Annotated in this window: 4 protein-coding genes; 3 read left to right on the top strand and 1 reads right to left on the bottom strand. The window is 57.9% G+C overall.

Annotated elements, in window-relative coordinates:
* Nucleotides 1-50: 50 nt before the first annotated feature.
* Both NW837_RS13635 and NW837_RS13630 read left to right on the top strand, forming a co-directional pair.
* Nucleotides 51-527: a VOC family protein gene (locus NW837_RS13635; protein WP_414332155.1), complete on the top strand. Its 477-nt coding sequence runs from the start codon at nucleotides 51-53 to the stop codon at nucleotides 525-527.
* A gap of 18 nt (nucleotides 528-545) precedes the next feature.
* Nucleotides 546-1,427 (top strand): Tab2/Atab2 family RNA-binding protein, encoded by an 882-nt coding sequence (locus NW837_RS13630; RefSeq protein WP_011432767.1) that lies wholly within the window; start codon nucleotides 546-548, stop codon nucleotides 1,425-1,427.
* A 361-nt stretch (nucleotides 1,428-1,788) separates the two neighbouring features.
* Here NW837_RS13630 and psbQ read toward each other — a convergent pair whose 3' ends face one another.
* Nucleotides 1,789-2,190 (bottom strand): photosystem II protein PsbQ, encoded by a 402-nt coding sequence (psbQ, locus tag NW837_RS13625; protein WP_414332154.1) that lies wholly within the window; start codon nucleotides 2,188-2,190, stop codon nucleotides 1,789-1,791.
* A gap of 185 nt (nucleotides 2,191-2,375) precedes the next feature.
* On the opposite strand from psbQ, the gene NW837_RS13620 reads away from it, so the two are divergent.
* Nucleotides 2,376-3,554, top strand: a complete 1,179-nt coding sequence (locus NW837_RS13620; RefSeq protein WP_414332153.1) for a TRC40/GET3/ArsA family transport-energizing ATPase — start codon at nucleotides 2,376-2,378, stop codon at nucleotides 3,552-3,554.
* Nucleotides 3,555-3,647 lie beyond the last annotated feature (93 nt).

The raw sequence follows: 3,647 nt of genomic DNA, 5'->3' as shown, positions 1-3,647 counted from the left end.
TCTGATGTTGGCTGGTGGGGCACTTTTGGTGGCTTTTTAGGAGCGACGTTATGGAACCCATCCGCTTTCATCTGGCCTTTCCAGTTGCCGATATTGCCTTGGCCAAGGCCTACTACGGCGATGGCTTGGGCTGTGAGATCGGTCGAGAAACCTCTGCTGCCGTTATTTTTAACCTGTACGGCCATCAACTGGTGGCCCACCTCACCCACGAAGAGCTGACGCCCCAGCGGGGCATCTACCCTCGTCATTTTGGCCTGATCTTCCCTACTCAAGGGGATTGGCAGGCGCTGGCCGACCGTGCCTTGGCGCGGGCCTTGCCCTTTTATCAAGAGCCGCGCTGGCGCTTTGTTGGCACCCCCTTGGAGCATGGCACCTTCTTTTTGCAGGATCCCTTCCATAACCCGCTGGAGTTTAAGTACTACCGCAACGCTTCCGCCATTTTCGGGGAGCGGGAATTGGCCTTGGTCGGGGACAGTGCTTCCCACCGCTCGCGCGAACGATCCCCGGCCCGCTCAAGTGGCATGTAGTGCAAACAGGAGGAACCTTTGGCCACTCAACCCCTGCGTTCTGGCCCTGCGCGCGGCCCTATCTGGCAGATGGATTTCAACGCCGTCCCCCTGCGGGATGAGCAGAACCGAAGGGTTTGGGAGCTGTTGGTATGCGATCCCACCGGCCGGTTTCGCCAAGCGCAGTATTGCAGTAACCAAGAGGTGAATAGCACCTGGGTGGCACGACAGTTGCGGAGCTACCTCGAAGCGGCTCCCCAGCCTCCCTCGGCCATTCGTGTGTTTCGAGCCCGCATGAGTTCCATCCTGCAACGGGCCTGCGATGCGGTTGGGATCCCGATGCTGCCCAGTCGTCGCGTTTACACCCTCAAAGCTTGGATGCGAGAACGGGCAGAGCAGGTTTACCCTCAAGAGACTCAGTTTACCTACAGCCCCGAACCTCCTGTGGATCCGGATCCGCCGGATCCCATCCGTCTGCCGGACAAGTTACAGGGAGAACGCTGGGCCTTCGTGACCTTGCGAGCTGAGGATCTGCGGGAAGCCGACGCCTGGCCGATAGAATTTGGCGAGCTTTTTCCGGTTGCCTGGGACACTTTGACGCCCGACACATTGGCACCAGTGGTGCGGAGCACCCTCATTCCCGGCTTGGTGATTACCTCGCAGCGGGCTTTGCCGATGGCAGCCTGGATGAGCGGTATGGAACCCGCCTACTTGAGTGTGGCAGACGGCCGGCTACTGCTCGAGGCGGGCCTCAACGATTGTTATCTGTTTGCACAATTGAGAGATGAAACACTGCGAACAGAGGCAGAAGTCTTTGCCCAGCGCCAGCAGCAGGCCCAGGGGCTCCACTTTCTTGCCATTCAAACCGATCTCAGGGCCCAGTCTTTCGCCGGCTTCTGGCTGATGCAACATCCGCTGTAAGTAGCAGCCGTTACAGCCTGTTTGTAAATTACAGTCATTTCAAACTAGATTGAGACACTCCCCAAACGCTCCGCGCCGCTGCCGCGACCACCCCCAGCTCCTCTCCCAGAGGGAGAGGGGAGTTAGAGACCAATGCGACAGAAATGTTTCATTACCTGTTTAAAAAATGACTACACTACTTGAAATGACTGCGTTTTCGATTCAAACTAGGGCCCTGCATCCGCACCCAAAACCTTGAATGCGCAGGGCCAGAAGGCTTTTCAAGGACTCCGTCCCGCTGGCGCGATCAGTGGCCTAGGCGTCTCACCCTAACTTGAAACCACCATATCGCCAAAGTCGCCAAAGAGAGAAGGGATCCTCACTAGGAAAACACAGCCTCCAGCGCCTGCAAGGTCTTTTTCACCTTGGCCTGGGCTGCCTCCACCTCGGGTTGGTCATAGGCTTTGGCGGCAAAGTCTAGTTGTTCTAAGCTGCGGCCCATCTCCTTAGCCAGGCGCAGCACTTCCCGCTTTTGTTTATCTGGCAGGGTAGCCGCCAGGCCGGTCAAGGTCTTACGAGTGAGTCCCATCGGCCCGTGGATGTAGGAGCGGATCTCCAACCAGTCCTCCGCCTCCACCAGGCTTTGCAGCCGCTCTACCTGTTGCTCCAGTTGTTGCAGCTCTCGGGGCAGGCCAGCAGCCGCTTGCACAGAAAGGGATCCCAGCCACAGCCCCAATGTCAGGATGGCAACCAGCAACACACTCCGCCAGCGACAGATCATCATATACCTCCCACATGCCTGCAACAGGCTTGACTTCTTGGCCATGATTGCCATCAGCTTTTTGGCAATCATTTGGTAATCAAATGAATAGTTTACCCGCTGGCTGCACCTCAGCCCCTTGGCTGCCTCTCGAAGAGCACAGCAAATCGGTTAGGCTAGGGATGTAAAAGAATGTAAATGGCACTCTCATGCAACGCATCATCCTCATGACCGGCAAGGGTGGAGTCGGCAAAACCTCGATGGCGGCGGCGACCGGCTGGCGTTGTGCCGAGATTGGCCTGAAAACTTTGGTGCTGAGCACAGATCCGGCCCACTCTTTGGCCGATAGCTTCGATCAGCCCTTGGGCCATGAGCCGGTCGAGGTCAAACCTAACCTTTGGGGGGCGGAGCTGGACGCCCTCAACGAACTGGAGCTGAATTGGGGATCCGTCAAAACCTACATTACCCAGGTGTTGCAGGCGCGAGGGCTAGATGGGGTGCAGGCACAGGAGCTGGCGATTTTGCCAGGGATGGATGAGATCTTTGCCCTAGTGCGGGTGAATCGCCATTACGACGAAGGCAAGTTCGATGTGTTGATCATCGACTCGGCCCCTACAGGCACGGCCCTGCGCCTCTTGAGCCTGCCGGATGTTTCTGGCTGGTACATGCGCAGGTTCTACAAACCCCTGCAGGGGCTGGCGCAAATGCTGCGTCCTATTGCCGAGCCGATTGTGAAGGGGCTGACCGGGATCCCGCTGCCCAATGACCAGGTGCTGGATGCCCCCTATGAGTTCTATCAGAAGATCGAGCGGCTGGAGCGCATCCTCACCAACAACCGCATCACCTCAGTGCGGCTGGTCACTAACCCCGAAAAGATGGTGATCAAAGAATCGCTGCGGGCCCACGCCTACCTCAGCCTTTACGGGGTGGCCACCGATTTGGTGATTGCCAACCGCATCTTGCCCGATGGAGTGGTGGATCCCTACTTTGCCGCCTGGAAGGCAGCCCAACAGAAATATCGCCAGGAAATCCACGAAAACTTTGCCCCCCTGCCGGTCTTCGAGATCCCGCTGTACTCCGAGGAGTTGGTGGGATGGGACGCCCTAGCCCGCCTGAAAAAAGACCTCTGGGGGGATCGCAACCCGGCGGACGTGCTCTATGCCGAGCAAACCCTGAATGTGGTAACCGACAACGGCCAGTACCGGCTGGATCTTTACCTGCCCGGGATCCCGAAAGAGCAGGTGGAATTGACCAAAACCGGGGATGAGCTGAACATCCGCATCGGCAACCACCGCCGCAACTTGGTTCTGCCCCAGACTTTAGCGGCCATGACCCCGGCCCGCGCCAAGATGGAAGAAGACTACCTGCGCATTCATTTTGCTGCTTGAGGCTGTAGCTGCTCTTGGTTGCGTCAGCTAGAAATCGCAGGAGCCCCGCACTGTACCCGTAGGGTCAGTGTCGGGAGGAATGCGGAAGTTATG

Source organism: Synechococcus sp. R6-10 (assembly GCF_047461815.1).
Taxonomy (GTDB): Bacteria; Cyanobacteriota; Cyanobacteriia; order Thermostichales; family Thermostichaceae; genus Thermostichus.
This window is presented reverse-complemented; position numbering and strand designations above follow the sequence as displayed.